This window comes from Nocardioides sp. CF8 (assembly GCF_000389985.1).
GTDB lineage: Bacteria > Actinomycetota > Actinomycetes > Propionibacteriales > Nocardioidaceae > Nocardioides > Nocardioides allogilvus.
This window is the reverse complement of record NZ_CM001852.1, coordinates 203,803-229,522: the sequence shown is the minus strand read 5'-3', so window position 1 is coordinate 229,522 and position 25,720 is coordinate 203,803. Positions and strand designations below refer to the sequence as shown.

Here is a 25,720-nt window from a genome sequence, read left to right as displayed (position 1 = left end):
CGGCTACCTCGTGATCCGCGAGCCGTGGCCGGCGATGCTGCGCACCCTGTGGGGCGACGACCAGCGGTTCATCGACACCTACTGGTCACGCTGGGACGGTCTCTACTTCGCCGGCGACGGCGCCAAGCTCGACAACGACGGCGACATCTGGCTGCTCGGCCGCGTCGACGACGTCATGAACGTCTCCGGCCACCGCCTGTCCACCACCGAGATCGAGTCGGCGCTCGTGTCCCACCCGAAGGTCGCCGAGGCGGCCGTGGTGGGGGCTGCCGACGACATGACCGGCCAGGCGGTCTGCGCGTTCGTGATCCTGCGCGAGGCGGCCGGCGACGGCGGCCCCGACATCGTCGAGGACCTCCGCAAGCACGTCGCGAAGGAGATCGGCGCGATCGCCAAGCCGCGCCAGATCATGATCGTGCCCGAGCTGCCCAAGACCCGCTCCGGCAAGATCATGCGCCGCCTGCTCAAGGACGTCGCCGAGCACCGCGAGGTCGGCGACGTGACCACGCTCGCCGACTCCACGGTCATGGACCTGATCAAGAGCAAGGAAGGGTCCTCCTCGGAGGACTGACCTCCCGGCGCTGGCGCGCCATCCGTCATACGAACCCGCACCTGTTGGTGCGGGTTCGTCTGACGCTCCCGGGCTGGACCTGCCTCAGGAGGCGCCGGAGTCCTCGGGCGAGGGGGCCCCGTCCGCGCCGGGACGTCCCGCCAGCAGGAGTACGGCGACGCCGACCGCCGCAGCGAGCAGCGACGCGACCAGGATCCCCACCTTGGCGTCGTCGGTGAGCCCCGGCGAGTCGGGGAACGACAGCCCCGCGATGAACAGCGACACCGTGAAACCGACGCCCGCGACGGCGCCGACACCGGCGACCATCGGCCACGTCGAGCTGTCGGGCAGCCTTCCCAGCCCGGCCTTCACCGCGATGAACGAGGCGAGCACGATCCCGACGGGCTTGCCGAGCACCAGCCCGGCCATGATCCCCAGGGCCACCGGCGACGTGAGCGCGTCACCGAACCCGCCCAGCGCGACGCCGGCGTTGGCCAGTGCGAAGATCGGCAGCACGACGTACGACGACAGCGGGTGCAGCGTGGACTGCAGCCGCTCGACCATCGGCACCGACTCGCCGAGCAGGAAGCGCAGGCGGCCGAGCTCGTCGGAGTCGAGGCGGTTGTCGCTCAGCGCCTGGCGGGCGTGGCGGCGCGCGACGTCCTCGTTGAGCAAGGGGCGTGCGGGGGTGATGAGGCCGATCGCGACTCCGGCCAAGGTGGCGTGCACGCCCGACTGGAGCAGGGCGAACCAGGTCGCCACGCCGATCACGACATAGACGGTCACGGCCCACACGCGCGCCTTCTGGAGCGCGATCATCAGCGCCAGCAGGCCGACGGCGAGCGCGAGCCACCACAGCTCGAGCGACGCGGTGTAGAACACCGCGATGACGATGATCGCGCCGATGTCGTCGACGATCGCCAGCGTCAGCAGGAAGAGGCGCAGCGCAGACGGGATCCGTCGACCCAGCACCCCGAGCACGCCGACCGCGAAGGCGATGTCGGTGGCCATCGGGATGCCCCACCCCGCACCGGCCTCACCACCGCCGGCAACCAGGAGGTAGAGCCCGGCCGGGACCACCATCCCGCCGATCGCGGCGATGATCGGCAGTGCGGCCGTCTTGGGGTCGCGCAGGTCGCCGTTGACGACCTCGTACTTGATCTCGAGCCCGACGACGAAGAAGAAGATCACCATCAGCGCGTCGTTCACCCAGTGCTGCAGCGACTCCTCGAGCCGGAAGCTGCCGATGTCGAGGCCGATCGGGGTGTGCCAGAAGGTGTCGTAGGACGAGGAGGCCGGGCTGTTCGCCCAGATCAGCGCGACGACCGCGGCGACGAGCAGCAGCACCGAACCGGCTGCCTCCACACGGAGGAACTCGCGGATCGGGCGGGCGACGAGCCTGGCCAGCGGCTTGTTGCTGGCGAGGTAGGACGGGCCGGTGTTCCAGACGTCGTCGTCGTCGAGCTCGGAGGATCCGTGGGGGGTGATCGGCATGCGGGCGGCGCCTTTCGGGTCGCTGAACTCAGATCCGCGACGAGAGACGTCACGGGCCGACCAGACTTCCCGGCTCACCTGACGTCCAGCCTAGCGGCGATCACCGGGCGGGCCGACCGGAGCGGTCGGCTTGTGTAGGGTCGGACGGGTCAACCCGCGCCGTACAACGCGGCAACACATTCGCGAAGGAACGCCCATGGCCCAGGTTCCGACCACGCCGACCGGCAGGGACACCGATCCCACGATCGGCGCTCTCGTCATCGACGCCAGCCGAGACATCTCGACGTTGATCTCCAAGGAGATCGAGCTGGCCAAGTCGGAGCTCAAGGTCAGCTTCAAGCACGGCGGCGTCGGCATCGGCCTGTTCGCGGCCGCGGGCTTCCTCGCCCTGCTCGCGATCATCATGTTGTCGGTGGCGTTCGCCTACTTCATCCACATGACCGGGCTCGACCTGGCGTGGTGCTTCCTGATCGTGATGGTCGTCTACCTCCTGATCGCCGGCCTCCTGGCCTTCATCGGCATCAAGCAGGTCAAGCAGGTCAAGGCCCCCGAGCGCGCGATCTCGCAGGGCAAGGAGATCCCCTCCGCCCTCCGCGGTCGCGGCTGACCGCGATCAGCCGGCGCAGCTCCCGGTGTCCACCTCGGCCGAGGACGTGACGCCCAGGGCGGCGCTCTCCGCGATCTGCCCGGCGGTGAGCGCATAGCCCGTGTCGCGATCGGTCACCGACGCCGCGAAGATCAGCCCCACGACGTCCCCGGACGAGTTGACGATCGGGCCGCCGGAGTTGCCCTGCCGGATGAGCGCGCGCAGCGAGAAGACGTCACGCAGCACCGTGCCCTCGCCGTAGATGTCGGGCGAGCGCAGCCGCTGCTCGGACCGGATGCGGCCGGTCTGGACGTCGTAGGGCCCGTCCTGCGGGTAGCCGAGCACGGCCACCCCGTCCTGGGCCTCGGCGTCCTTGTCGAACACGAGGTGGGGCAGGTCGCCCTCGTCGACCGCGAGCACGGCGACGTCGATGCGGGGGTTGTAGACGACGACGCTCGCGGGCACGGCGACCCCGCCGATCTCGACCTCCGGGTTGTCGACCCCTGCCACGACGTGGGCGTTGGTCATCAGCCGCCCGGGTGAGTAGAGGAAGCCGGTCCCCTCGACGCCGCTCCCGCAGTTGTTGCTCCCCCGCACCTTGAGCACGCTGGGTGCCGCGGCCAGCACGTCGGGGTCGCTCAGCAGGCGCTGCGGGCCGGGGCCGACCTTGACGATCCGCTCGGGAGCGAACGGCTCGAGGTAGCGCGGGAAGAAGGTCGTGCCGACCACGTTGTTGAAGGCACCCAGCACGTCGGAGGCGCGGGCGGGCAGCACCTTGTCGACCTCGGAGAGCACTCTCGACTCGCGCACGAGCGGGGTGATCGCGCCGATCCTCGACCCGGAGATCGCGACGCCGAGGGCCCACGAGACGAGCAGCACCGCCACCGCGCTGAGGGCGGCGCCGCCGATCGCGTCGACCGCACGGATCGGCTGCCACTTGATGCGGGCGCGGATGCGGGCGCCGACGTACTGCAGCAGGGCCTGGCCCAGGGACGCGGACAGGATCACGATGAACAGCGCACCGAGGGAGACCCACAGCGAGGGCTCGGCGTCGCCGAGCGCGATCGGCGCGACCCACACACCGAAGAGCCCGCCGCACAGCAGGCCCGCGGTCGCGAAGGCCCCGGTGACGAATCCTTGCCAGTAGCCCGACAGGGCATAGACGCCCACGAGTGCCAGCAGGCACCAGTCGAGGATGTTCACGCGGGCTACTCCTCGAGGCGGGTGTTCGGCCGCGTCTGGACGGCCGGTGTGGGATCACCTTGCAGCATGTAGTCCGGCAGGTCACGCACCTGGTTGGTGTCCCACTCCCCCGACCAGCCCACGAAGTCGAAGAGCCGGGCGATGATCCCGGCCGTGAAGCCCCACAGGATGACGTCTCGGTCGGGCCCGATCAGGAACCCCGGCCCGAGCCAGCCGGACGGGTGGCGGACGCTGATCCGGTTGGCGGGGTCGAGCAGGTCGTCGATGTCGACGTGGTGGATCTCGTGCACCTCGTCGGGGCTGACGACGCTCACCTCGCCGCGGTGGCGCCAGTAGCCGAGGACCGGTGTGACGGCGAAGTTGGACGGCGGCAGCCACAGCTCGGGCAGCTCGGCGAACACCTCGATCTCGGCCGGGTCGAGCCCGATCTCCTCCTGCGCCTCGCGCACCGCTGCCTCGACGGCACTCTCCCCGGGGTCGATGGTGCCGCCGGGGAAGGAGACCTGGCCCGGGTGGGAGCGCATGTGGTGTGCCCGCTCCGTCAGCAGTAGCTCGCCCCGGCCGTCACCGTCGACGTCGGCGAAGAGGATCAGCACGGCGCCGCGCCGGGCGTCGCTGTCCTCGGGCGGCATGAAGCGGGTCAGCTCGTGGACCGTGATCGACTCCGCGCCCTCCGCGATCGGCGCCAACCAGGACGGGAGGCTCACAGCTCCTCCCCGAGGTGCTCCTCGACCATCGACACGAGCTGGTCGACGGACTCGATCTCGACCGCCTCGACGTGGGCGACCGTGCCGTCGTCGGCGACGAACGCCACCGCCGGCAACCCGCGCAGCAGGGGGAACGCGCCACGCCCGTTGATGTCGCCGGCCTCGTCCTCGACGAGGGGATAGGTCACGCCGGTCTGCTCGACGAGCGCCCGGGCCTTCTCGGTCTGACGGTCCTGGAAGTCGATGCCGAGCAGGGCGACGCGGTGGCCGTACGTCGCGTGGAACTCCTCGAGGATCGGCATCTCCCGCCGGCAGGGGCCGCACCAGGAGGCCCACACGGAGATCACGGCCGGGCCGGGGAGCTCGCCGAGGTCGACGGGCGGTGCGCCGTCGAAGCCGGCCAGGGTGAGGTCGGGCAGCCGGTCGTCGGTGGCTTGGTCGGTCGCGCCCGACGCGCACCCGACCAGTGCCAGGCACGCGACGACGGCCACGAGCGCGCGGATCACGCCGGCCCCTGGGTCTTGACCAGCTTCTCGGCCTCGATCGGATCGGTCGGGCCGACGCCGAAGGAGGGGCAGAGCCTGGCGAGCGGGCACGCGCCACACGCGGGCTTCTTCGCGTGGCAGCGACGACGGCCGTGCCAGATGACGTGGTGGGAGAGCATCGTCCAGTCGCGCTTGGGGAAGAGCGCGGCGATGGCGTGCTCGACCTTCACCGGCTCGGTCTCCTCGGTCCAGCCGAAGCGGCGCACGAGCCGGCCGAAGTGGGTGTCGACGGTGATGCCGGGGACGTCGAAGGCGTTGCCGAGCACGACGTTGGCGGTCTTGCGACCGACCCCGGGCAGCGTGACCAGGTCTTCGAGGCGGCCGGGGACCTGGCCGTCGTAGCGCTCGACGAGCGCCTGGCTGAGCTTGAGGAGGGCGTCGGTCTTGGCCCGGAAGAACCCGAGCGGACCGACGATCTGCTCGAGCAGCTCGCGCGGCGCGCCCGCCATCGCGACCGGATCGGGATAGGCGGCGAACAGCGTCGGGCGCACGGCATTGACCCGGCGGTCGGTCGTCTGCGCGCTCAGGACGGTGACGACGAGCAGCTGGAAGGGGTCGTCGAAGTCGAGCTCGCAGCGGGCCTCGGGGTAGGTCTCGGCCAGCACCCGGTTGACCTTGCGCGCCCGGCGCACCAGGGAGGTGTCGGGTGGGTTCACGAGGGCAGGACGAGGCGGCACGTGGGCAGCCTACGACCCGCCACCGACACGCCACGGGGTGGTCACATGTGGTCTGATGGGCCCCGATGGCCTCATGTGACACAGACCACGGCTAGGATTCCCACGTTCAGGCAGGCCCATAGGTTGGAGGACACCGGTGGACAACGACGTGTTGCGTCAGGCTCCGCTGTTCAGCGCGCTCGACGACGAGGCAGCCACCGCGCTGCGCAACTCGATGGCCGAGACGAGACTGCGCCGCGGCGACGTGTTGTTCCACGAGGGCGATTCGGGCGACAAGCTCTACATCGTCGCCGAGGGCAAGGTGAAGCTCGGCCGCTCCGCTGCTGACGGTCGGGAGAACCTCCTCGCCATCATGGGCCCCGGCCAGATGTTCGGCGAGCTCTCGCTCTTCGACCCCGGCCCGCGCTCGGCCACGGTCACGGCCGTCACCGACGCCACCTTCGCCTCGCTGTCCCACGAAGACCTGCTGCGCTGGCTCGACGGTCGCCCGATCGTCGCCCGCGGCCTGCTCTCGCAGCTCGCGTCCCGCCTGCGCAAGTCCAACGACGTCGTGGCCGACCTGGTCTTCTCCGACGTCCCCGGCCGTGTCGCCAAGGCGCTGCTCGACCTCGCCGACCGCTTCGGCCGCACCGCCGATGACGGCGTCCACGTGCACCACGACCTCACGCAGGAGGAGCTCGCCCAGCTGGTCGGCGCCTCCCGCGAGACGGTCAACAAGGCACTGGCCGACTTCGCCTCGCGCGGCTGGCTGCGGCTCGAGCCGCGCTCGGTCGTGATCATGGACGTCGAGCGCCTCTCCAAGCGCGCACGCTGATCGATCCACTCATGAGTCTGGCCCCGGCGGAGTTCGCTCCTGCCGGGGTCTTTCTCAATTCCGCCACCCTCGGCCTCGCCCCGCTGCGCAGCGTCGCGGCGATGCGCTCCTACGAGGAGTCGCGCCAGGCCGGCACCATCGACGCGGTTGCGATCGATGCGTACGTCGACCGCGGCCGTGCGGCCTTCGCGACCCTCCTGGGTCGCGATCCGAGCGAGGTCGCCACGGGCTCGCAGGCCAGCCAGTTCGTCGGACTCGTGGCAGCCTCGCTGCGCCCGCGCAGCGTCGTGCTCGCCGCCGAGGAGGACTTCACGTCGGTCCTCTTCCCGTTCCTGCGCGCCGATCTCGACGTGCGCCTGGTGCCGCTCGAGCGGCTTGTCGACTCGATCACGTCCGACGTCGACCTCGTGGCGGTGTCAGCGGTGCAGTCCGCCGACGGCAGGCTGGTCGACCTGTCGGCGCTGGCGTCCGCGGCGCGCGCCTCGGGAGCCCTCACGCTGGTCGACGTCACCCAGGCCGCCGGCTGGCTCCCGCTGACGGACCTGGAGGCCGACTACGTCGTGGGCGGCGGCTACAAGTGGCTGCTCGGCCCCCGCGGCACCTGCTTCTTCGCGGTCAGCCCCACCGCGCCGGCGCTGCCCGAGCTCGCCGCGGGCTGGTATGCCGGCGAGTCCCGCTGGGACGCCATCTACGGCCCGCCCCTGCGTCTGGCCGGCGACGCCCGGCGCTACGACGTCTCCCCCGCTTGGGGCTGCTGGGTCGGCCACGTGCCGGCCCTCGACCTGCTCCTCGAGATCGGCATCGAGCGCATCCACGCCCACGACGTCGCCCTCGCCAACGCCTTCCGCGACGGCCTCGGCCTGCCCGCCGGCGACTCCGCGATCGTCTCCGTCGAGGCGCCGGGCGACATCGCCGCCCGACTGGCCGAGGCCGGCATCGTCGCGGCCGTGCGCGCCGGGCGGCTGCGCCTGTCCTTCCACCTCTACAACTCGTCGGCCGACGTCACTGCCGCGTTACGCGTCCTGAAATAGTCCTGCCGGGCTACCACCCGGGCGCCGGGTCGCCTGCGTCGTGCAAGGTGGCGACGCGGGACGTCCGACGATCCGGTCGCCTCCAGCCGGCTCAGGCGCGTGGATCCCGCCCGGCGAACGCCGCGAGCCGGTCGTACGGCGACGCATCGTCGGGCACGGAGACGGGCGGTGCGAAGACCGACCCACGGTTGTCCTCGGTCAACGCACCCGTCAGGAACGCCAACCCCGCCTCCGCGACCTCGTCGTCGAGGTCGCTGTCGCGCCCGAGCGCGCGTGCGAGGTCCCAGGTGTGCACGGCGACCTCGGCGGTCTGCCACCCGGCTCCTGCGGCCTTGTCTGCCGGCTCGCCGTGCCAGTGGTGGATCAGGTCGTCGGCGCCGGCGCGGAAGGTCGTGGCCCAGGTGCCGTCGGGGACGCGTGCGTCAGAGGACCAGTCGACCTCCTCCCCGCGCGACATCTGCAGGAACCGAGCCGGCCCGACGGCGAGGTGGGCCGCGAGGTCGCGCACGGACCAGTCGCCGCACGGCGTCGGCTTGTCCAGGTCGTCGGCGTGCACGGTGGCGAGCACGTCGCTGGCCTGGTCGAGGGCGCGGGACAGCGTGACGATGGGCTGGCTCATGCCTTCACGCTAGGCCCGCCGCGGGCCGACCACAACAGGTCAGGACGAGGCGAGGTAGGCCAGCTGCGCGCGCACCGACAGCTCGGCCGCGCCCCACAGCACCGGGTCGACGTCGTCATAGACCAGCTCGACGACGCGACGCGGCAGCTCGTCGGCCGCGATGCCCTCGGGGTGCGGCTGCGCGGTGAGGGTCGCGACGGCGTCGCGGACCTGGTCGAGGCGGGTACGGCGATGCGCGATGTAGTAGTCCAGCGCCCCGAGCGCGTTGTCGATGACCGGCCCGTGGCCCGGCCAGATGGAGGTGATCCCCTGCTCCGAGCACAGCGCGTGCAGGCGGTCGAGCGAGGAGAGGTAGGCGCCGAGTGAGCCGTCGGGGTGGGCGACGACGGTGGTGCCGCGACCGAGGACGGTGTCACCGGTCAGCACGGCCGACTCGGACGGCACCACGAAGGAGAGCGAGTCGGCGGTGTGGCCCGGGGTGGCGACGACGTGCACCTCGAGCGAGCCGACCGTCACCACGTCGCCGGCGCCGAGGCCCTCAGAACCCAGTCTGTAGGCGGGATCCAGCGCCCGCACCCCGCACCCGTGCGCAGAGGCGAACTCGCGCGCGGCCTCACTGTGGTCGAGGTGGTGGTGCGTCAGCAGCACCCCGACGACGTCCTGCCCGACGGCGGACACCGCGGCGAGGTGGGACTCGATCGACGGCCCGGGGTCGATGACCAGCGACTGCGAGCCCGAGGAGAGCACCCAGGTGTTCGTGCCGTCGAGCGTCATGATGTCGGCGTTCGGCGCCAGCACGCAGGTCGCCGAGGAGCCGAAGGTCCCGCCGTCCCAGGTCATTCGGGGTCCCCGCGACGTTGTTCGGAGGAGCGCAGCGGGGGAGAAGAACGTCGTGGGGTGAAGCTCATCGTGACTCCAGCAACGCCTCGTAGGCCGGCGGGGTCGAGAGGATGAAGTCGGCCCCCGACGAGATCACCTCGGGCGTGAACATGTCGACGGTCCGCGACCGCGATGCCGCGAGCGCCGCAGCGGACGAGCCGAGCTGCCCGATCTCCAGGCAGGTGAGGTACGTCGGCGGCAGCATCAGCATCTCGCCGGACTCGACGTCGGCGACCGCATCGAGCGCGCGCCGCCAGGTCACCGACGACGACTCGGAGGAGACGTCGCGCGTCGTCTGGGCGCCGGGCAGGACCGCGACGAAGAACCACGTGCGGTAGCGCTTCGGCTCGAAGACCGGCGTCAGCCAGCCCGACCAGGCGCCGAGCAGGTCGGTGCGCAGGACCAGCCCGCGGCGTACGAGGAAGTCCGTCATGGACAGCGAGCGCGTCTCGAGCGCGACCCGGTCTGCCTCCCAGTCGTCGCCGGTGGTGTCCTCGACGACGGTGTCGGCCGACGGTCCGGCCAGCAGCACGCCCGACTCCTCGAAGGTCTCGCGGACGGCCGCACAGACCAGCGCCCGGGCGAGCTCCGGCTCACAGCCCAGCGTCACAGCCCAGTCCGCGACGGACGGCCCTGCCCAGGCGACGTCCTCGGAGAAGTCGCGCGGGTCGACACCGCCACCGGGGAAGACGCACATGCCGGCGGCGAACGCCATCGTCGTCTGCCGGCGCAGGAGGTAGACCTCGGGACCGCTCGCCCCGTCACGCAGCAGCACGACGGTCGCGGCGTTGCGCGGCTCGGCGGGCGTCGCCTCCCCGGTCTCGTAGGCGCGAGCCTGGTCGACGAAGGCCTGGGGCAGCGGCGGCCGCTTCACAGCGTCAGCTCGCGACTTCGACGATGAGCTCGACCTCGACGGGTACGTCGAGGGGGAGCACCGGCACGCCCACGGCCGAGCGTGCGTGGCGACCGACGTCGCCGAACACCTCGCCGAGGAAGTCCGACGCGCCGTTGGCGACCTTCGGCTGACCCGTGAAGTCCGGGGTGGAGGCGACGAAGACGACGGCCTTCACGACGCGGGTGATGTTGTCGAGCGAGCCGATCTCGGCCCGGATCGCGGCGAGCGCGTTGAGGGCGCACTGGCGCGCGCACTCATAGCCCTGCTCCTCGGTCACCGACCCACCGACCTTGCCGACGGCGATCATCTCGCCGTCGCGCGCGGGCAGCTGGCCGGCGGTGTAGACGAGGTTGCCGGTCCGGACCGCCGGGGCGTAGGCCGCCAGCGGCGGCACCACGTCGGGGACCGTGATCCCGAGCTCCTCGAGCCGGGCCTCGGCCCCCATCAGGCGGCCTTGGGTCGCTTCAGGAAGGCCACGAGACCGCCCTGGGCGTTGGTGTGGATCGCGACCAGCTCCCAGCCGTCCTGGCCGAAGTTGTTGAGCATCAGTGCTTCGTTGTGGAGCGGGATCGGCGCCACTTGGTATTCCCAGACAGTCATGCGCCGACCCTACTCAGGTGACATCAGGCGTCCAGCCCAGGCCTGACGCAGGGCCCGTCCTGCTGCGGTCGCGGCAGCACGCGAACTAGCCTCCGTCCATGGAGCGCAACGACGCCGCCGGGGACCGCGGCCACGACAACACCCCCAACGCCTTCGAGCGGTTCGTCGACGCGGCCATCCAGCGCGTCAGCCGGGCGCCGTTCTTCGGGGTCATCCTCGTGGCCCTGGCCCTGTGGGCCGCGAGCAAGCCGTTGTGGTCGACGACCACCAAGTGGGAGCTCGCGCTGCACACGGGCTCGGCCGTCTTGTCGCTGCTGCTCCTCGTCCTGCTCCAGAACGCCGGTCGGCGCAGCGAGGAGTCGTCGCAGGAGAAGCTCAACGTGCTCGCAGAGGCGCTGGCCGACCTGATGGACCACCACGCGCGCGACTCCGAGGAGCTGCGCGCGTCGGTGGAGCGGCTCCGCGAGGCGGTCGGCCTCGAGGAGCGGCACTAGGAGATGGCGGACGGCCTCCCGGAGGCGTCGGCGTTCGGGAGCGGGACCTCCTCAGGCGGCGCGAGCGGGTTGCGGCTGGCCCACACGTAGTACATGACGGCCGGCACGACGAGGCCGATGATCCAGGAGATGTCGGCGCCACCCAAGGCCTTGGTGACGGGCCCGGTGTACAGCTTCTGCGCCAGGAACGGCACCTGGATCAGTACGCCGACGAAGTACGTCGTCAGCGCGACGGCGTTCCACCCGCCGTAGCGGCCCTTGGGGTCGTAGAGCGCGGCCAGGTCGACGCGCTCCTTGGAGACGAGGTAGTAGTCGGTGAGGTTGATGGCCGACCACGGGGTGAAGACCATCAGCAGCAGCAGCACGAAGTTCTTGAAGTTGTTCAGGAAGTCGGCGCTCGCCCACAGGGCGATGCCCATCGAGGCCGCGAGCATCAGCAGCACGAAGGCGGCGCGGGCGTTGCTGCCCATCGTCCGGCGCCCGGTCAGCGCGGTGGTGATCGTGGCCGCGCACATGAAGCTGCCGTAGGCGTTGAGGCAGGTGACCGTCAGCTTGCCGACGACGATGAGGAGATAGATCAGCCCGGCGACGATCGCGCCGGAGGCGAGCCCGCCGAGCCAGCCGACCTGGTTGGTGAGGAACGCGTCGCCGGCGACCGCGGCGACGATCGCACCGAAGGTCATCGACAGCTGGGAGCCGAGCACGCTTCCGCCGTACGTCCACCAGAAGACCGAACGCTGCGACGTCTCCGCGGGCAGGTAACGCGAGTAGTCGGCGACGTAGGGGCCGTAGGTGAGCTGCCAGCCGGCGGCCAGCGAGACGGCGAGCAGGAAGGTGACGATGTCGAACTGGTTGCCCGCGAACGCCGCGCTCACGTCGTGGTTGCGGACCAGCTGGACGGCGAGGTAGGCCAGCCCGAGCACCCCGAGGACGCTGGCGAAGCGGCCGACGGCGTGGATCCAGCGATAGCCCACGATCGCGATCACGGCGACGATCGCCACGAACAGCACGATGCCGATCGTCGCGTTCTCGACGCGTAGCAGCTCGTTGATCGCCTGGCCGGCGAGCACGGTGCCGGTCGCGGTGAAACCGAGGTACATCACAATGACCAGCACCAGCGGCACGATCGCACCGTAGATGCCGAACTGCGCGCGGCTGGAGATCATCTGCGGCAGGCCGAGCCGCGGCCCCTGGGCCGAGTGCAGCGCCATCACGATGCCGCCGAGCAGGTTGCCGAGGAACAGGCCGATGATCGCCCAGAGGGCATCGGCGCCGAAGACGACCGCGAGCGCACCGTCGACGATCGCGGTGATCTGCAGGTTGGCGCCCATCCACAGCGTGAACTGGCTGAACGGCGTGCCGTGCCGCTCCTCCGCCGGGATGACATCGATCGTACGGCGCTCGACACCGCGCACGGGCACGGTGCTGTCGGAAGTCGTGGTCATGGTGACGCTCCTTCAGGGGGTGTGCCCCCCATCACACTCCTGCCGACCGTTCCGCGACACCCCCGAAATTCCCGGATCGTCTGGCATCCGAGACCGACGTCAGCTGGCGAGCAGCTTCAGCGTCGCCTCGCGGGCCGGGGAGGACCCCGCCGGGGTGCCGGTGTGCGCGCCCGCGACCGGGTGCACCATCACCTCGTCGACGCCGTACTCACGAGCCAGCATCTCGATCCGCTCGCGCGCCGCGCCCGGCTCGTCGACGACCCAGCGCCGCAGCATTGCGTCGGCGAGCGGCTGGTGCTGCGCGGGCAGCGTGACCTGCTCCGCGTCCTCGACGAGCAGCTGCGGCGCGAGCCGACCGCCGGTGCGCAGGGCGACCATCGCCTGGGCCTGCGGCAGCGCGAGCCGGCGCGCCTCCTCCGCCGTCTCGGCCACGGCCGCGTTGACGGTGAGGAAGGTGCGCGGCTCCGGGTGCGCCTCGGACGGTGTGTACGTCGACCGGTAGAGGTCCATCGCCTCGGCCGTGCCCCGGCCGGCGAAGTGGTGGGCGAAGACGTAGGGCAGGCCCTTCGCGGCGGCCAGTCGCGCGGAGTAGTCCGAGGACCCGAGCAGCCAGATCGTCGGCACGCTGGCCGCGTTCGGCGTCGCCCGCAGCGGTTCGCGCCGGCCACCGACGGCCATCTCGACGCCGTCCGGGTGCATGAGGGTGGCCACGTCGTCGACGTACTGCGGGAACTGCGCGACCGCGTCGTCCGCCGCCGCCGTCGCACCTCCACGCAGGACGTAGCGGGTGAGCATGTCGGTGCCGGGCGCGCGACCGATGCCGAGGTCGATGCGGCCGGGGAACGCCGCCTCCAGCAGGGCGAACTGCTCCGCCACGACCAGCGGCTCGTGGTTGGGCAGCATGACGCCGCCCGACCCGACGCGGATCCGCGAGGTGGCCGCGGCCAGCAGCGCGATCAGCACCGGCGGGTTGGTCGCCGCCACGGCCGGCATGTTGTGGTGCTCGGCCACCCAGTAGCGCCGGTAGTCGTGGGCGTCGGCCACCTGCACCAGCGATCTCGCTGCTGCCACCGCATCCGCGGTCGTCTGGTCGGTGCGCACGGGAACGAGGTCGAGCACGGAGAGGGCGAGAGTCACACCTGGCCCAACGACGAGCCCCGCCCACTATTCCTGCCCCCTCCTCCGCTTGACCTCACGTCCACGTGAAGTCCTAGCGTCTGCGATCGTGACCCTGATGTCCGAGACCGCTCCGAGTCCACGCCTGCTGAGCCCGACGTACGCCGCCATCACCATCGGCGTGTGCGCGCTGATCGGCTTCGTGGCGTTCGAGGCGATGGCGGTCACGACGGTGATGCCGACCGTGGTGCGCGACCTCGACGGCGCCGACCTCTACGCGCTGAGCTTCGCTGCTCCGCTGGCCAGCGGGGTGATCGGCATGGTCGCTGCGGGGATGTGGAGCGACCGGCGTGGTCCGGTGACGCCGGTGCTCTGGTCGATGGTGCTGTTCTCGGTGGGTCTGCTGATCTGTGGCGCGGCCCCGTCGATGGAGATCCTCGTCGGCGGCCGGCTCGTCCAGGGACTCGGCGGCGGCGCGCTGATCGTGGGGGTCTACGTCCTCGTCGGCCTCGTCTTCCCACCCGCCCTGCAGCCCGGCATCTTCGCGAGCTTCGCCGCGGCGTGGGTGCTGCCGGCACTCTTCGGCCCGGCACTGGCAGCCCTCGTCGCGGACGCCTTCGGTTGGCGCTGGGTCTTCCTCGGTGCCGTCGTGTTCGTCGCCGCGGCGGCGCTGTTGATCGCGCCCTCGCTGCGGGGCCGGCGGACCGACAGCGGCGTGTCCGAGGCCGGGCTCGGGCGGCTGGCCTGGGCGAGCGTCGGCGCGATCGCGGTGCTCGCGCTCGAGCTGCTCGGCTCGGCCCGCGGCGTCTCCGGGTTCGGTGCCCTCGGAGCGCTCGTCCTCGTCGTACTCGCCCTCAGCAGGCTGTTGCCCCCCGGCGCGCTCACGGGCCGGCCAGGACTCCCCTCCGTCATCGCCACGCGCGGCCTGATGAGCGCCGGCTTCTTCTGCGCCGAGGCCTACATCGTTTACGTCCTGCAGGAGCAGTGGGGGCTGACGCCGGCCCGCGCCGGCATCGCGCTCAGCGTCGTCGGGGTGACGTGGGCGCTGTCGAGCCAGCTCCAGGCACGGCTCGGTGCCCGGGTCTCGCACGTGCGCGCCATGGAGATCGGCTCGCTGCTCGTCCTCGCCGGCGTGCTCGCGCTGTCGCTCACGGTCTGGCTCGACGGCCCGGCCCTCCTCGCCGGGGCGACCTATGTCCTGGCCGGCGCCGGGATGGGCTTCGGCTATCCGCGCACCAGCGTGGCCATGCTCGACGCCTCCACCGACGCCGACCGCGGCTTCAACTCCGCAGCCCTCTCGATCGCCGACTCGCTCGGGGCGGCGCTGGCGCTGTCGATCTCCGGCGTGGTCTTCGCCGCGGCTGTGCGCGAAGGTGCGAACCCGTTCCTCGCGGTGTTCGTCTTCGCGATCGTCCTCGGCGTGCTGGGGGTGCTCACCTCGCGGCGAACAGCTCCGGCTCCGTCTTCGCCCTGACCTCGTCCTCGGTGACGCCCGGCGCGAGCTCGACGAGCTGGAGCGCCCGCTCGCCGAGGGTGCCCGAGGGGGCGACCTCACCGGTGGTCGGGTCGATCACGTCGATCACGCACAGGTCGGTGATGATCCGCTGCACGACCCGCTTGCCGGTGTAGGGCAGCGAGCACTCGTTGACGATCTTGAGCCCGCCGTCCTTGGCGGTGTGCTCCATCAGCACGATGACGCGCTTGGCGCCGTGCACCAGGTCCATCGCGCCGCCCATGCCCTTGACCATCTTGCCGGGGATCATCCAGTTGGCGATGTCACCGACGGCGGAGACCTGCATCGCACCCAGGATCGCGGCGTCGATCTTGCCGCCGCGGATCATCCCGAAGGAGGTCGCGGAGTCGAAGAACGACGCCCCGCGGCGTACGGTCACGGTCTCCTTGCCGGCGTTGATCAGGTCGGCGTCGACGGCGTCCTCGGTGGGATAGGCGCCCACGCCGAGGATGCCGTTCTCCGACTGCAGCACCAGCTCCACGTCGTCGTCGACGTAGTTGGGCACCAGCGTCGGCAGCCCGATGCCGAGGTTGACGTAGGAGCCGTCCACCAGCTCGGAGGCCGCACGCGCGGCCATCTCCTCACGAGTCCATGCCATCAGGAGCTCACCGTCCTCTTCTCGATCCGCTTGGCCGCGGCCTCCTCGGGCGTCAGCGCGACCACCCGCTGGACGTAGACGCCGGGAGTGTGGATGTCGTTGGGGTCGAGCTCGCCGGGCTCGACCAGCTCCTCGACCTCGGCGATCGTGACCAGGCCGCACATCGCAGCGAGCGGGTTGAAGTTGCGGGCGGAGTCGCGGTAGATCAGGTTGCCGTGGCGGTCGCCCTTCCAGGCGCGCACCAACCCGAAGTCGGCGACGATGGCGTGCTCGAGGACGAACTCCCGCTCGCCCTCGGGGGTGGCGAAGACCTGGGTCTGCTTGGGCGGCGAGGCGACCGAGACGTTGCCCTCGGCGTCGTACTTCCACGGCAGACCGCCCTCGGCGACCTGGGTGCCGACACCGGTGGCGGTGAAGAAGGCCGGGATTCCGGAGCCGCCGGCCCGCATCCGCTCCGCGAGCGTGCCCTGCGGCGTGAGCTCAACCTCGAGCTCCCCGGAGAGGTACTGCCGGGCGAACTCCTTGTTCTCCCCGACGTACGACGACACCATCCGCCGCAGCCTCTTGGCCATCAGCAGACGACCCAGGCCCCAGTCGTCGACGCCGCAGTTGTTGGAGACGGCCTCGAGGTCCGTGGTCCCCGCCGCCAGCACCGCTTCGATCAACACCGTGGGGATGCCGCACAGCCCGAAGCCACCGACCGACATCGTCGCTCCGTCGGGGATGTCCGCGACCGCGGCACCCGCACTCTCGACGACCTTGTCCATCCTGGTTCCTCCGCAGACTCGTTGGTGCCCCGATTCAAGGCGCACCATGGTCGGGCCGTCAACGCCCGACCATCCAGTGGCCGAGGATCTTTCGCTCTGCGATCTTCATTCCGTAGTAGCGTTCATTGAATGGACGCCCCGATCGACGTCGTGGGACGCGTCGCCGCCCTCCTCAAGGCCGTCTCCGCCCGCGAGCCAGCAGGCGTGACGACGTCCGAGGCGGCACGCGCCGCCGGGCTCCCGCGACCCACGGCGCACCGGCTGCTGGCGTCGCTCGCCGATGCGGGCCTCGCCGAGCGCGACCCGGACGGCCACTGGCTGCTCGGCCCCGAGCTCTACTTCCTGGGCACGGCCGCCGCATCGCGATACGACGTGACAGCGGTGGCGCAGCCGGTCGTACGGCGACTGTCCATCGCCACCGGCGAGAGCGCCTTCTTCTCGGCCCGCCGGGGCGACGAGACCATCTGCCTGGTGCGCGAGGACGGCAGCTTCCCGATCAGGTCCCACGTCCTGCACGAGGGCATCCGCTTCCCGCTCGGAGTCGCCTCCGCCGGGCTTGCGATCCTGGCCTTCCTCGACGACGCCGAGGTGGAGTCCTACCTCGCCCGCGTCGACCTCGTGGACGAGTACGGCGACCAGCACACCACCGATGCCGTCCGCGACCGAGTCAGGCGCACCCGCGCGGCGGGCTTCGCGATCAACCCGGGGCTGATCGTCGAGGGCAGCTGGGGCATGGCCGCCGCGGTCTTCGACGCCGACGAGCGCCCCCAGTGGGCGCTCAGCCTGACCGGCATCCAGCAGCGCTTCAGCGCTCCCCGGCGCCGCGAGCTGGGCGAGCTGCTCCTGCGCGAGGCACATGTGCTTTCCCGCACACTGCGTCCGCGCGCCTGACCGCGATGGGGCGGGCGCCCTATCCTGCAGCGGTGACCACACACGCGGAGCAGCCCTTCGACTGGTCGGGCGTCCAGCTGCACGTCGTCACCGGCAAGGGCGGCACCGGCAAGTCCACCATCGCCGCGGCGCTCGCCCTCTCGCTGGCCTCGACGGGCAAGGACGTCCTGCTCTGCGAGGTCGAGGGCCGCCAGGGCATCGCCCGCATGTTCGACGTCGACCCGCTGCCCTACGAGGAGCGCCGGATCGCGCGCGGGCTGCCGGTCGGTGACGTGGCGCCCGGCGCCGTACACGCCCTGCACATCGATGCGGAGTCGGCCCTCCTCGAATACCTCGCGATGTACTACAAGCTCGGCCGCGCCGGGAAGGCGCTCGACCGCTTCGGCGTCATCGACTTCGCGACCACCATCGCGCCGGGCGTCCGCGACGTGCTCCTGACCGGCAAGGTCTACGAAGCCGCGCGGCGCAACGCGCGCAACAAGAAGGCCCGCGCCTACGACGCGATCGTGCTCGACGCCCCGCCGACCGGGCGGATCACCCAGTTCCTCAACGTCAACGGCGAGCTCGCCGGGCTGGCCAAGGTCGGTCCGATCAAGACCCAGGCCGACACGGTGATGACGCTCTTCCGATCGCCCAAGACGCTGGTGCACCTCGTCACCGTGCTCGAGGAGATGCCGGTCCAGGAGACGGCCGACGGGATCAAGGAGCTGCGGGCAGCCCAGCTCCCGGTCGGCGCGGTCATCGTCAACCTCGTCCGTGCCCGCGACCTCGGCCAGGCCGACCTCAAGGCCGCTCGCACGGGCACCCTCGACCGCGAGAAGATCACCGCCGACCTCCAGGCGGCCAAGGTCGACGTCACCCACGAGATGGTCGACGCCCTGGTCCTCGAGGCCCGCGACCACGCCGAGCGTCGTGCCCTCGAGGACGCCCAGCGCGCGATTGTGGGCGCGCTCGACGTTCCCCACTACGAGCTTCCCCGCCTGGCCGACGGTGTCGACCTCGGCGGGCTCTACGAGCTGGCCGCCCAGCTGAAGGACCAGGGACTGGCATGACCACCCACCGCCCACGCGTCGGCCCGCTGGCCGCCACGACCGAGCGTGCCCCTCGCCTCGACATCGACGCCCTGATCGACGACCCCACGACCGGGATCATCGTCTGCTGCGGCTCGGGCGGCGTCGGCAAGACCACCACCTCCGCTGCCCTCGCCCTGCGTGCCGCCGAGCGCGGGCGCAAGGTCGTCGTGCTGACCATCGACCCGGCCCGCCGGCTGGCCCAGTCGATGGGGATCGAGGCCCTGGACAACACGCCCCGACCGGTGCCGCACTCCGGATCCAACGGTGGCTCCCTCGACGCGATGATGCTCGACATGAAGCGCACCTTCGACGAGGTGGTGCTCAGCCAGGCCAGCCCCGAGAAGGCGAGGGCGATCCTCGACAACCCCTTCTACATCGCCCTGTCCAGCTCGTTCTCGGGCACGCAGGAATACATGGCCATGGAGAAGCTCGGCCAGATCCACGCCCAGGCCCAGCTGGACGGCAGCTACGACCTGATCGTCGTCGACACCCCGCCCTCGCGCTCGGCGCTCGACTTCCTGGACGCGCCGGAGCGGCTCAGCAGCTTCCTCGACGGTCGGTTCATCCGGCTGCTGCTGGCTCCGGCCCGTGGCCCGGCCAAGCTGATGACGGCCGGCGTCTCGATGATCACCAACGCGCTGACCAAGATCCTCGGCGCCCAGGTGCTGCGCGACATGCAGACGTTCGTGGCCGCCTTCGACACGCTCTTCGGCGGCTTCCGCCAGCGGGCGCAGAAGACCTTCTCGTTGCTGCAGGCCGACGGCACGGCCTTCGTGGTGGTCGCTGCTCCCGAGCCGGACGCGTTGCGCGAGGCCGCCTACTTCGTGGAGCGGCTCACCGAGGACGAGATGCCGCTCGCCGGTCTCGTCGTCAACCGGGCCAGCCCGCCGCTGTCGACCGTGTTGTCGGTCGAGGAGGCGACGGCCGCCGCCGACCGGTTGGTCGCGACCGAGCCCGACTCGACCACCGCCGGACTGCTGCGGCTGCACGCCGACCGTGCGCGCATCGTCATGCGCGAGGCACACCTGCGCGAGCGCTGGTCCACCGAGCACCCCGGCGTCGCGACGGCCGTCGTGCCGGCGCTGTCGACCGACGTGCACGACCTCGAGGGCCTGCGGCGGGTCGGCGACCTGCTCGCCGAGGGGTGACCCGGGACGGGTGACCCGAGAGGGTGCTGCGACTAGTCAGACGTTGACGGGGTTGTTGACGTGCTCGTTGCGAGCCAACTCGAGGACGTTGCGCCAGGAGGCCTGCGGCCGACGGCGCAGCAACGCACGGCGCTCGCGCTCGGTCATGCCGCCCCAGACACCCCACTCGATCTGGTTGTCGAGCGCCTCCGCGAGGCACTCGGTGCGCACGGGACACGAAGCACAGACCTGCTTCGCCTTGTTCTGCTCGGCTCCGCGCACGAACAGCGCGTCCGGAGTGTCCTGCTTGCACGCCGCTCGCGGCGCCCAGTCCTCAACCCACATGATTTTCCGCCATCTCGTCGGGCTCCCGATGGTCGCCCCCATAGCGACCACTCCTCGACCCTCGATGACCGTATGCAAGAAGCAGTGATTGATGAATGCACCTTCTGGCTAAAACTGATGGTCCGATATGACTAGACCAGATGGTCAGCCGTGCGTTCGAACGCCTGCCAACGGCTGGTGAGGTGTGGTACGGCGAATGGGCCGGTCTGGTCGGCTCCCGTACTCTGGGGGCCATGCCGACGCCCGATCGCAGGCCCTCTGTCCTGTCCCACCTCGCTGTCATGGGCGCCGTGGCCGCGATCCTGGGCGTTCTCGTCGCCGGCCTCGCCATCCCGTTCGCCGGAGTCCTCGGCGTCGCCGCGAAGGACGTCAGCAAGGGCATGGTCAACCTGCCCGACGAGCTCGAGGCCAAGGAGCTGGCGCAGAAGACACGCATCTACGACGCCAACGGCAACCTCATCGCCTCGCTCTACGACCAGAACCGCATCAACGTCGGCCTCCAGCAGATCTCGCGCAAGATGGTCGAGGCGATCGTCTCCATCGAGGACGACCGCTACTACCAGCACGGTGCCCTCGACATCCGCGGCACGATCCGCGCCTTCGTGACCAACCAGGCGAGCGGTTCGGTGCAGGGCGGCTCCTCGATCACCCAGCAGATGGTCAAGCAGACGCTGCTCAACCAGGCGGAGTCGAAGGAAGAGGCGGCCGCGGCCACCGACGACACCTACGCCCGCAAGCTGCGCGAGCTGCGCTATGCCATCGCCTTCGAGAAGAACTACACCAAGGACTGGATCCTCGAGCGCTATCTCAACATCGCCTACTTCGGCGACGGCGCCTACGGCATCCAGGCGGCTGCCCAGCACTACTTCTCCAAGAACGCCAAGAACCTCAACTACCTCCAGTCCGCGACGCTGGCGGGCCTGGTCAAGAACCCGACCGGCTACGACCCGACCAACTCCCCCGAGCGCTCGATCGCCCGTCGCAACGTCGTGCTCGACCGGATGGCGACGCTCAACGTCATCCCCCAGGAGCAGGCCGACAAGCTCAAGGAGCAGCCACTCGGCCTGAAGATCCAGCCGTCCCCCAACGGCTGCCAGCAGTCCCGGGCGCCGTTCTTCTGCGACTACGCCGTCAACTACCTCCTCAAGGACAAGTCGCTCGGCGAGACGCTCAAGGACCGCAAGCGGCTCCTGCAGTCGGGCGGCCTGACCATCCACACCACGCTCGACCTGGACTACCAGGAAGGCGCCGACGCGGCCGTCTCCAACCACGTCAACCCGACCGACCAGGCGATCGGCGGGCTGGCGATGGTCGAGCCCGGCACCGGCTACGTCAAGGCGCTCGCGCAGTCCCGCCCGATGGGCAAGGACAAGGAGGCGGGCCAGACCTACCTCAACTACGTCGTCCCGCGGAAGTACGGCGACGCCAACGGCTTCCAGGCCGGCTCGACGTTCAAGGCGTTCGTCCTGGCCGCGGCGATCAACCAGAACATCCCCCTCAGCCAGTCGATCTTCTCCCCGATCAAGATGGACATCCCGGACTCCTCCTTCGAGACCTGCGACGGCCCCTACATCGGCGACGGCGGCTGGTCGGTGTCCAACTCGACCGGCGGCGACCAGGACTACAACCTCTACACCGGCACCCAGCTGTCGGTGAACACCTTCTACGCCCAGCTCGAGGCCCAGACGGGCATGTGCGAGCCCATCCAGCTGGCGCAGAAGATGGGCATCACCCTGCCCGAGGAGCAGCAGGTCCCCTCCTGGGTCCTCGGCGTTTCCGACACCGACCCGCTGACCATGGCCGAGGCCTACGCCACCTTCGGCGCCCGCGGCCTGCACTGTGACGCGCTGCCGGTCACCCAGGTCCTCGCCTCGGACAGCAGCACCGTGAAGGACTACAGCACGACCTGCGAGACGGTGATGCCCGGCGTCACCGCCGACGCGGTCAACGACGTGCTCCGCGGCGTGATGGAGCCCGGTGGCTTCGGCCAGAACATCGCGATCGACAAGCCCTCGGCCGGCAAGACCGGGACCAACCAGGGCAACATGTCGGTGTGGTTCGTGGGCTACACCCCGCAGATCGCCACTGCCTCGATGGTGGCCGGCGCCAACTCGCTCGGCCACTGGGTCAGCCTCAACGGCCAGTACGTCGGCGGCTCCTACATCGGTGAGGCGTTCGGTTCCACCGTGGCCGGCCCGATCTGGGGCGAGGCGATGGACGCCATCTCCGACAAGCTCGACTACGAAAACTTCCGCGCCCCGGCCGGTGACGAGATCGCCGGCGTGCTGACCGCCGTCCCCGACGTGTCAGGCCTGAGCCTCAAGGCCGCCCGCGCGGCCCTCGAGACCGCCGGCTTCGAGACCTCGCTCGGCGGCTACCTCAACTCCACGATCGCCAAGGAGGCCGTCGTGTCGACCTCTCCGGCAGCCGGCACCTCGCTCGGCTCCGGCGACACGGTCGTGATCTACCAGTCGACCGGCTACGTCCCGGCTCCCCCGCCCCCGCCCCCGACCAACACCGGCGGCAAGAAGGGCGGCGACGGTGGGGGCGACGGTGACGGTGGCGGTGGCGGTGACGACAAGGGCAACAACGGGAACGGCAAGGGCAACGGCAAGGGCAACGGCTAGCCCCTAGCCCAGCTGGCGGCGGACCTCCGCGGCGACGGCCCCGCCGTCGGCGCGACCCTTCACCTGGGGCGTGACCACGCCCATGACCTTGCCCATCGCGCGCATGCCCTCGTCGGCGGCGCCGGTCTGGGCGATCGCAGCGGTGACGAGCTCGGCGATCTCCGCCTCGGTGAGGGGCGCCGGGAGGTAGTCGGCGATGACCTCACCCTCGGCCACCTCCTTGGCGGCCATCTCCGTGCGCCCGCCGTCCGCGAACGCGACGGCCGCCTCGCGGCGCCGCTTCGCCTCGGTGGACAGCACGCCCAGGATGTCGTCGTCGGAGAGCTCGCGCTGCACCTTGCCCGCCACCTCGGCGTTGGTGATCGCGGTGAGCACCATGCGCAGAGTCGAGGAGCGGACCTCGTCGCGCGCCTTGATCGCGGTGGTCAGGTCGGCACGCAGACGGTCCTTCAGAGCACTCATGGGACCCATTGTGGCAGCCTTGCCACGTGCCCTCGCCCGAGTTGTTGCGTAGCCCCGTCGGCCTGACGTCGGCCGTGGGCCTGGGTGCAGGCCTGGCGCTCGCGTCGTACGCAGCCTGGGAGGCCCGGCAGTACACCCTGCGCGAGGTCACCGTGCCGATCCTGCCTGCCGGCAGGCAGGCGCTGCGGGTCCTCCACCTCAGCGACATCCACATGGCCCCCGACCAGCGGGCCAAGCAGGAGTGGCTGCGCTCGCTGGCCGACCTCGCCCCCGACCTGGTGATCGACACCGGTGACAACCTGGCGCACATGCGCTCGGTGCCGGTCGTGCTCGACTCCCTCGGGCCGCTGCTCGACCTGCCCGGCATCTCGGTCTTCGGCTCCAACGACTACTACTCACCCGGCTGGCGCAACCCCCTGCGCTACCTCCTGCCCGACCGCGGCCATCGCAACACCGACACCGCGCAGCTGCCCTGGCGCGAGCTCAAGGCGCGCTTCTCCGACCGCGGCTGGCTGCACCTGTGCAACGAGCGCGCCCGCATCACGGTCGGTGGCACGACGATCGCGCTGGCCGGTGTCGACGACCCCCACCTCGACTACGACGACCTCGCGGCCGTCGCCGGGCCCGCCGATCCGGACGCCGACGTGCGACTGGGGATCACGCACGCGCCGTACCTCCGCGTCCTGGACCAGTACGCCGCCGACGGCTACGACGCCGTCATCGCCGGCCACACCCACGGCGGCCAGGTCTGCCTGCCCGGCATCGGCGCGCTGACCACCAACTGTGACCTCGAGCCCGCCCGCGCGAAAGGCCTGCACCGCCACCCGGCCGACTCGGCCCCCGGTGATCCGGGCTCGGCGTGGCTGCACGTCTCGGCCGGGATCGGGACCAACCCCTACGTCCGTTTCCGGGTCGCCTGCCGGCCCGAGGCCACGCTCATGACACTGATACCGAAGGCCTGACGGGCCCGATTTCAGGGGCCCCCAAACGCTCGGGTATGCTCGCCGTGCTTCGCAGCCGCTCGTCGATTGCGACAGCGGATCGGGGTGTGGCGCAGCTTGGTAGCGCGCGTCGTTCGGGACGACGAGGCCGCAGGTTCAAATCCTGTCACCCCGACCAAGTAGGACACCCGGATCCACGGAGACGTGGGTCCGGGTGTTCTGCGTCCGAGGCGTTACTCCTCGCCGCTGACCCGGGCGGTCAGCGCCCGCAGCGTCACCTGCAGGTCGGTGAACTCCTGCTCGCTCAGCCCCATGGCTGCCTTCATGTCGCACTGGATCCGGTCGCCGTGCCGCCGCAGCTCGTCGCCCTTGCTCGACAGCGAGACGACGACGAAGCGCTCGTCGGTGTGGTCACGGTGGCGAGCGATCAGTCCACCGAACTCCATCCGGCGCAGCAGCGGGGTCAGCGTGCCGTGGTCGAGGCGGAGCCTGTCCGCGATCTCGCGCACGGTGCAGCTGTCGCGCTCCCACAGGACGATCAGCACGAGGTACTGCGGATACGTCAGGCCCAGCGCCGCGAGCGTGGGCCGGTAGGCGGCCGTGACGGCTCGCGAAGCGGCGTAGAGGTCGAAGCAGAGCTGGTCCGCAAGAGGTGGAGCCTCGATGTCGGCCATGTGACACATTCTGGCACGCAACGCGTTACCTTGTAGACAAGTCCCTTTTGCGCAAGGTATCTGGGGCCGTCTTGCAGATGTGGAGGCACGATGCGCGGACGCACGGCCCGAACCGGGGCAGAGCATTCCCCGGACCCGCTCAACCAGCTGCTCGTGCTCGCCGGCCGTGCCGACGAGGATGCGTTCGCCCAGCTCTACGACGACTTCGCACATCGTGCCTACGGGCTCGCTGTCCGGGTCCTCGGTGACCCGCACCAGGCCCAGGAGGTCATCCAGGACGTCTTCCTCGAGGTATGGCGCAAGCCGGCGCACTTCGACCCGCGCCGCGGCAGCGCGACCGGGTGGATGCTGACCATCACCCACCGGCGAGCAGTGGACAGGGTGCGCGCCAGCAGCGCTGCCCGGCGCCGCGACGACGAGTGGCACGACGCCAGTCCTGCCGTGACCGACGTGGACACCACGTTCGACGAGGCGCAGGCCAACCTGACCGCCGTACGCGTGCGCGCTGCCCTGGACTCCCTCACGCCCGTCCAGCGGCGCGCGGTCGAGCTCGCCTACTTCGGCGGCCACACCTACGCCGACGTCGCCCGCCTCATGCATGCTCCGCTCGGCACCACGAAGTCCCGGATCCGGGCCGCGCTGGTCCGCCTGCGTGACCACCTCGAGATCCCCACCCTCGAGATCGGCCCGGGTTGGGCCTAGCGGTCCTCGGCGTCGTACCCGCCCGGGACGTGGCCCGACCGCGCAGTGAAGGTCCACGCAGGTGCGTGGAGCTTCGGGTCCCTGCGTCTTGTCAGGGCTGAATGTCCACGCAGGTGCGTGGAGTTCCATGACCGACGCGGGCGTGCCGCGACCGCGTGGAGGCTGGCTGCCGCGCCGGTCGCGCGGGTTCTGGCACACTTCGCCGCATGGCTGACAAGGACCCCAAGGGCGACGGCCCTTCGCTCGAGCTCCCGTCGTTCGGTTTCGGTCGCAAGAAGAAGGCCAAGCAGCCGGAGCCGGGCGCACCCGTCGAGGACTCCGCGACGACCGCTCCCCCTGAGCCGG

General features: G+C 70.7%; 29 protein-coding genes and 1 tRNA gene. 13 read left to right on the top strand and 17 right to left on the bottom strand.

All coding sequences use genetic code 11. The features are described 5' to 3' along the window. A partial coding sequence (locus tag CF8_RS22850) for an AMP-binding enzyme (protein WP_036489947.1) occupies positions 1-571 on the top strand: 571 nt, incomplete at its 5' end. A gap of 84 nt (positions 572-655) precedes the next feature. On the opposite strand, the gene nhaA is transcribed toward CF8_RS22850, so the two are convergent. Further along, positions 656-2,044, bottom strand: a complete 1,389-nt coding sequence (nhaA, locus tag CF8_RS01130) for a Na+/H+ antiporter NhaA (protein ID WP_010831301.1) — start codon at positions 2,042-2,044, stop codon at positions 656-658. A 196-nt stretch (positions 2,045-2,240) separates the two neighbouring features. Between nhaA and CF8_RS01125 the strand changes: the two genes are divergently transcribed. Continuing rightward, positions 2,241-2,651: a phage holin family protein gene (locus tag CF8_RS01125; protein WP_010831300.1), complete on the top strand. Its 411-nt coding sequence runs from the start codon at positions 2,241-2,243 to the stop codon at positions 2,649-2,651. 6 nt (positions 2,652-2,657) lie between these two features. On the opposite strand, the gene CF8_RS01120 is transcribed toward CF8_RS01125, so the two are convergent. Genes CF8_RS01120 through nth form a run of 4 tightly spaced genes read right to left on the bottom strand, consistent with a single transcriptional unit; the run spans position 2,658 to position 5,762 of the window. Next, positions 2,658-3,833: a MarP family serine protease gene (locus CF8_RS01120; protein WP_010831299.1), complete on the bottom strand. Its 1,176-nt coding sequence runs from the start codon at positions 3,831-3,833 to the stop codon at positions 2,658-2,660. A 5-nt stretch (positions 3,834-3,838) separates the two neighbouring features. Then, positions 3,839-4,540 (bottom strand): NUDIX hydrolase, encoded by a 702-nt coding sequence (locus CF8_RS01115; protein WP_051204083.1) that lies wholly within the window; start codon positions 4,538-4,540, stop codon positions 3,839-3,841. Continuing rightward, complete coding sequence (locus CF8_RS20580; RefSeq protein WP_010831297.1) at positions 4,537-5,046, bottom strand: TlpA family protein disulfide reductase; 510 nt, start codon at positions 5,044-5,046, stop codon at positions 4,537-4,539. Before CF8_RS20580 ends, CF8_RS01115 begins: the two co-directional genes overlap by 4 nt. Continuing rightward, complete coding sequence (gene nth, locus CF8_RS01105; protein ID WP_051204082.1) at positions 5,043-5,762, bottom strand: endonuclease III; 720 nt, start codon at positions 5,760-5,762, stop codon at positions 5,043-5,045. The genes CF8_RS20580 and nth overlap by 4 nt, the downstream gene beginning before the upstream one ends. Positions 5,763-5,898: 136 nt before the next feature. Here nth and CF8_RS01100 point away from each other — a divergent pair, with 136 nt between their 5' ends. Further along, a complete protein-coding gene (locus CF8_RS01100) occupies positions 5,899-6,576 on the top strand; it encodes a Crp/Fnr family transcriptional regulator (RefSeq protein ID WP_010831295.1) in 678 nt (225 codons plus the stop codon). Between the two features lie 11 nt (positions 6,577-6,587). Next, the gene (locus CF8_RS01095; protein WP_010831294.1) at positions 6,588-7,607 is read left to right on the top strand and encodes an aminotransferase class V-fold PLP-dependent enzyme; all 1,020 of its coding nucleotides are present in this window, start codon (positions 6,588-6,590) and stop codon (positions 7,605-7,607) included. Between the two features lie 91 nt (positions 7,608-7,698). Here the strand turns inward: CF8_RS01095 and CF8_RS01090 are convergent, their stop codons facing one another. The 5 genes from CF8_RS01090 to CF8_RS22245 form a co-directional block, all read right to left on the bottom strand. Next, complete coding sequence (locus CF8_RS01090; protein WP_010831293.1) at positions 7,699-8,226, bottom strand: TIGR03086 family metal-binding protein; 528 nt, start codon at positions 8,224-8,226, stop codon at positions 7,699-7,701. A gap of 39 nt (positions 8,227-8,265) precedes the next feature. Next, positions 8,266-9,066 carry an MBL fold metallo-hydrolase gene (locus CF8_RS01085; protein WP_010831292.1) on the bottom strand — a complete coding sequence of 267 codons (801 nt, stop codon included), beginning with the start codon at positions 9,064-9,066 and terminating at the stop codon, positions 8,266-8,268. A 64-nt stretch (positions 9,067-9,130) separates the two neighbouring features. Next, positions 9,131-9,979: an NUDIX hydrolase gene (locus CF8_RS01080; RefSeq protein ID WP_010831291.1), complete on the bottom strand. Its 849-nt coding sequence runs from the start codon at positions 9,977-9,979 to the stop codon at positions 9,131-9,133. A 4-nt stretch (positions 9,980-9,983) separates the two neighbouring features. Then, positions 9,984-10,445, bottom strand: a complete 462-nt coding sequence (locus CF8_RS01075) for a RidA family protein (protein WP_010831290.1) — start codon at positions 10,443-10,445, stop codon at positions 9,984-9,986. Next, a complete protein-coding gene (locus CF8_RS22245; RefSeq protein ID WP_198016924.1) occupies positions 10,445-10,600 on the bottom strand; it encodes a hypothetical protein in 156 nt (51 codons plus the stop codon). Before CF8_RS22245 ends, CF8_RS01075 begins: the two co-directional genes overlap by 1 nt. Positions 10,601-10,698: 98 nt before the next feature. Here CF8_RS22245 and CF8_RS01070 point away from each other — a divergent pair, with 98 nt between their 5' ends. Further along, entirely contained in the window at positions 10,699-11,094 is a 396-nt protein-coding gene (locus CF8_RS01070) for a low affinity iron permease family protein (RefSeq protein ID WP_010831289.1), read from the top strand. On the opposite strand, the gene CF8_RS01065 is transcribed toward CF8_RS01070, so the two are convergent. Together CF8_RS01065 and CF8_RS01060 are read right to left on the bottom strand one after the other, a co-directional pair. After that, positions 11,091-12,539 carry a purine-cytosine permease family protein gene (locus CF8_RS01065; RefSeq protein WP_010831288.1) on the bottom strand — a complete coding sequence of 483 codons (1,449 nt, stop codon included), beginning with the start codon at positions 12,537-12,539 and terminating at the stop codon, positions 11,091-11,093. The two genes, CF8_RS01070 and CF8_RS01065, sit on opposite strands and share 4 nt — an antisense overlap. 99 nt (positions 12,540-12,638) lie before the next feature. Beyond that, a complete protein-coding gene (locus tag CF8_RS01060) occupies positions 12,639-13,676 on the bottom strand; it encodes an LLM class flavin-dependent oxidoreductase (RefSeq protein WP_036489944.1) in 1,038 nt (345 codons plus the stop codon). Between the two features lie 97 nt (positions 13,677-13,773). Between CF8_RS01060 and CF8_RS01055 the strand changes: the two genes are divergently transcribed. Beyond that, complete coding sequence (locus CF8_RS01055) at positions 13,774-15,129, top strand: MFS transporter (RefSeq protein ID WP_107704710.1); 1,356 nt, start codon at positions 13,774-13,776, stop codon at positions 15,127-15,129. Here the strand turns inward: CF8_RS01055 and CF8_RS01050 are convergent. Both CF8_RS01050 and CF8_RS01045 read right to left on the bottom strand, forming a co-directional pair. Beyond that, the gene (locus tag CF8_RS01050) at positions 15,089-15,766 is read right to left on the bottom strand and encodes a 3-oxoacid CoA-transferase subunit B (protein WP_010831285.1); all 678 of its coding nucleotides are present in this window, start codon (positions 15,764-15,766) and stop codon (positions 15,089-15,091) included. The two genes, CF8_RS01055 and CF8_RS01050, sit on opposite strands and share 41 nt — an antisense overlap. Beyond that, entirely contained in the window at positions 15,766-16,533 is a 768-nt protein-coding gene (locus tag CF8_RS01045; protein WP_010831284.1) for a CoA transferase subunit A, read from the bottom strand. The genes CF8_RS01050 and CF8_RS01045 overlap by 1 nt, the downstream gene beginning before the upstream one ends. 129 nt (positions 16,534-16,662) lie before the next feature. Here CF8_RS01045 and CF8_RS01040 point away from each other — a divergent pair, with 129 nt between their 5' ends. Genes CF8_RS01040 through CF8_RS01030 form a run of 3 tightly spaced genes read left to right on the top strand, consistent with a single transcriptional unit; the run spans position 16,663 to position 19,645 of the window. Beyond that, positions 16,663-17,424, top strand: coding sequence for an IclR family transcriptional regulator (locus CF8_RS01040; RefSeq protein ID WP_010831283.1), 762 nt, complete (start codon positions 16,663-16,665; stop codon positions 17,422-17,424). Positions 17,425-17,456: 32 nt separating this feature from the next. Next, a complete protein-coding gene (locus tag CF8_RS01035; protein WP_010831282.1) occupies positions 17,457-18,476 on the top strand; it encodes an ArsA-related P-loop ATPase in 1,020 nt (339 codons plus the stop codon). After that, positions 18,473-19,645 (top strand): ArsA family ATPase, encoded by a 1,173-nt coding sequence (locus CF8_RS01030; protein ID WP_010831281.1) that lies wholly within the window; start codon positions 18,473-18,475, stop codon positions 19,643-19,645. The genes CF8_RS01035 and CF8_RS01030 overlap by 4 nt, the downstream gene beginning before the upstream one ends. A 36-nt stretch (positions 19,646-19,681) precedes the next feature. Here CF8_RS01030 and CF8_RS01025 read toward each other — a convergent pair whose 3' ends face one another. Next, the gene (locus tag CF8_RS01025; RefSeq protein ID WP_010831280.1) at positions 19,682-19,969 is read right to left on the bottom strand and encodes a WhiB family transcriptional regulator; all 288 of its coding nucleotides are present in this window, start codon (positions 19,967-19,969) and stop codon (positions 19,682-19,684) included. A 233-nt stretch (positions 19,970-20,202) separates the two neighbouring features. Between CF8_RS01025 and CF8_RS01020 the strand changes: the two genes are divergently transcribed. Then, positions 20,203-22,596 (top strand): penicillin-binding protein, encoded by a 2,394-nt coding sequence (locus CF8_RS01020; RefSeq protein ID WP_036491832.1) that lies wholly within the window; start codon positions 20,203-20,205, stop codon positions 22,594-22,596. A 3-nt stretch (positions 22,597-22,599) separates the two neighbouring features. On the opposite strand, the gene CF8_RS01015 is transcribed toward CF8_RS01020, so the two are convergent. Then, positions 22,600-23,058, bottom strand: coding sequence for a GatB/YqeY domain-containing protein (locus CF8_RS01015; protein ID WP_010831278.1), 459 nt, complete (start codon positions 23,056-23,058; stop codon positions 22,600-22,602). 26 nt (positions 23,059-23,084) lie between these two features. On the opposite strand from CF8_RS01015, the gene CF8_RS01010 reads away from it, so the two are divergent. Both CF8_RS01010 and CF8_RS01005 read left to right on the top strand, forming a co-directional pair. Then, positions 23,085-24,020 carry a metallophosphoesterase gene (locus CF8_RS01010; RefSeq protein ID WP_232211555.1) on the top strand — a complete coding sequence of 312 codons (936 nt, stop codon included), beginning with the start codon at positions 23,085-23,087 and terminating at the stop codon, positions 24,018-24,020. 80 nt (positions 24,021-24,100) lie between these two features. Further along, positions 24,101-24,177: transfer RNA gene (locus CF8_RS01005), tRNA-Pro, on the top strand. A 55-nt stretch (positions 24,178-24,232) separates the two neighbouring features. On the opposite strand, the gene CF8_RS01000 is transcribed toward CF8_RS01005, so the two are convergent. Further along, a complete protein-coding gene (locus CF8_RS01000) occupies positions 24,233-24,673 on the bottom strand; it encodes a MarR family winged helix-turn-helix transcriptional regulator (protein WP_010831276.1) in 441 nt (146 codons plus the stop codon). Positions 24,674-24,763: 90 nt separating this feature from the next. Between CF8_RS01000 and CF8_RS00995 the strand changes: the two genes are divergently transcribed. Continuing rightward, positions 24,764-25,375 (top strand): sigma-70 family RNA polymerase sigma factor, encoded by a 612-nt coding sequence (locus tag CF8_RS00995; protein WP_010831275.1) that lies wholly within the window; start codon positions 24,764-24,766, stop codon positions 25,373-25,375. Positions 25,376-25,720: the final 345 nt, after the last annotated feature.